The organism is Vibrio genomosp. F6, from assembly GCF_005146325.1.
Classification (GTDB): Bacteria; Pseudomonadota; Gammaproteobacteria; order Enterobacterales; family Vibrionaceae; genus Vibrio; species Vibrio cortegadensis.
Map to the genome: position 1 here is coordinate 6,447 of NZ_SYUT01000036.1, position 570 is coordinate 7,016.

The window sequence follows — 570 nt, forward strand, 5'->3', positions numbered from 1 at the left end:
GCGGTTGCGGTTGCGGTTGTATCCCTTTTAGTCTCTCAACAATTTGTATGCACTCATCTCTAAGAGTCTTGTTTGTGTTTCCGGTATAAGAAAATGAGTTTTCTTTTTCAAAATCATCACGTGCAATAGCGGCAGTGAGAAATTTCGCTACAGTATGGTTGTTTTCTAATTGCCAAAAGGCTCTTATGCGGTTTGCTTTGGAACCGGATTTTAAGTTGTATTTGTCATCATAGATTTCGATGTTCAATTCATCAGCAACGAGCTCTTCTAAATCAGCATTAGATAGATTACTAAAGTAACCACTACCCATATCAAAATAGCGTTCTAGTTTTTTCTTTTCAATTGTTGTTAAGTCAGCCATGTACCAAACCAAGTAATATGCGATAAACTTTGCACATAATATCATAAGCGTTTGGTTTCGCACGAAATTGGCTTATAACAAAGCGTTTAAGACGGATTCCCAACGCTCGGCATTTTTGGTTTGCTTCAGGTTTAGTGTTTACGGCACAATACTTTAAGTGCAGTGGTCTGCGTTGCTCACCACTTAACGCGGCGTTAGGTTTTTCGAGG

At 38.9% G+C, this 570-nt stretch carries 1 protein-coding gene and 1 pseudogene; both read right to left on the reverse strand.

Annotated features, from left to right (window positions below):
• Nucleotides 1-361: pseudogene (locus FCV43_RS14785) on the reverse strand (TIR domain-containing protein); the annotation flags it as partial.
• Nucleotides 354-570, reverse strand: a 217-nt coding sequence (locus FCV43_RS20490) for a hypothetical protein (RefSeq protein ID WP_206380335.1), incomplete at its 5' end; no start/stop codon positions are given. The gene FCV43_RS20490 and the pseudogene FCV43_RS14785, both read right to left, overlap by 8 nt.